At 40.9% G+C, this 1,301-nt stretch carries 2 protein-coding genes; one reads left to right on the forward strand and one right to left on the reverse strand.

The genetic code is table 11. The features are described from left to right. The first annotated feature begins 545 nt into the window (after nucleotides 1-545). Entirely contained in the window at nucleotides 546-1,088 is a 543-nt protein-coding gene (locus L975_RS17055) for a hypothetical protein (protein ID WP_156121247.1), read from the forward strand. Here L975_RS17055 and L975_RS18500 read toward each other — a convergent pair. Then, nucleotides 1,085-1,301 (reverse strand): hypothetical protein (locus L975_RS18500; protein ID WP_218185615.1); only part of this gene is annotated, 217 nt, incomplete at its 5' end. The two genes, L975_RS17055 and L975_RS18500, sit on opposite strands and share 4 nt — an antisense overlap.

Raw genomic sequence — 1,301 nt, forward strand, 5'->3', positions numbered from 1 at the left:
TATCTGAAACCCCAAGGTTGCTAAAAGCAGGGTTTTGCCGACCAACGTAACAGCCTTAAGTAAAAGCAGCTTTCCTCGGCGAGCCTAACTTACCCTATTCTACCGATGATTTATCACGTGATTCGACCATTCGACTCTGAAGCTAAACCGAAGAAAGAATACAATTGCGCCACGAAAACTAGCTTGGCTACGGACTGAAATTTAAACCACGAAAGCCTATTAAATTCGCCTTTCAGATAACATTTAGCTAAGGGGCATAGCGTAGCACGCCTGCGTGCGCAGCGGTTTGAAATGGGCATAAAATTCACGTAGTGAATGCCCATTTCAAAATGTCCCTGCTTGAGCTTCTTGTTATCACGGAACCGGATGCTCGAACAGCAATGTGTTTTTGCGCACCCAAAACATGAGCTAACTCTGCTTCCGGAGTAAAAATCTCTTCCCGACACACTACACAGCGTTACATATGGTGACTCAGAGTTCATCCCGCGTTACTATACGAAAACTATCCGCATAATACGTTGTTAGTTTTTTTGAGGTTGTTTTAAGTGAATCAGGATATTTATGAAATGGAGCATCGTTGTGTTGATCGTCACAATGAGCTTGCAGAACATATTAATCGCATAAATCAGGAGCATGCACGAATACAAACGAATCAGAATGTTGCGATTATAAAAGAGGTCGTCTCACACGCTTATGGCAAGGCAAACTCATATAGCAATCTGATTATTGCTGCTGGTTATGTGGGTTTCTTTACTCTTTGGTCAAGCATTAAGAAAGATATACCTGACTGGGCTGTTTTGTCATCAGGGGCGTTAATCTTATTATCATTGATGGTATTCATCGGATTTGAGTTATATAAGATGATTAGCAGTGCCCTCCAAATGCGGAAAATAACGAGTAGGCTTCAATCACCGACAGTTGATACTTTGATGGAAATTCAGAGCATAGAACAGCAGGTCAATTTACATAATGCGAGAGTTTGGATTTTTACCATCGTACCTACAGTAGTATCTGGCTTTTTGGCTGGATTGGTACTCCTAGTTAGTTTTCTGATTGAGTTTTTATCACCATATTTACAACACACTTAACAAACGACTATGGTTCGAATGACTAAATTACAGCAGACATCTCGCACCAGTGTGAGTTCTACTACACCAGTTTTACAAAACTTACATACGCTAAAAATATTGATTAAAAGCCTTTCCTGATAACCTTTAATTAAGGGGCATAACGGAGCACGCTTGCGTGCGCAGTGGTTTGAAATGAGCGTAAAATTCGCGCAGCGAATGCTCATTTCAAAA

Origin of the sequence: Plesiomonas sp. ZOR0011 (genome assembly GCF_000800945.1) — a bacterium.
Classification (GTDB): Bacteria; Pseudomonadota; Gammaproteobacteria; order Enterobacterales; family CAMTGL01; genus Plesiomonas; species Plesiomonas shigelloides.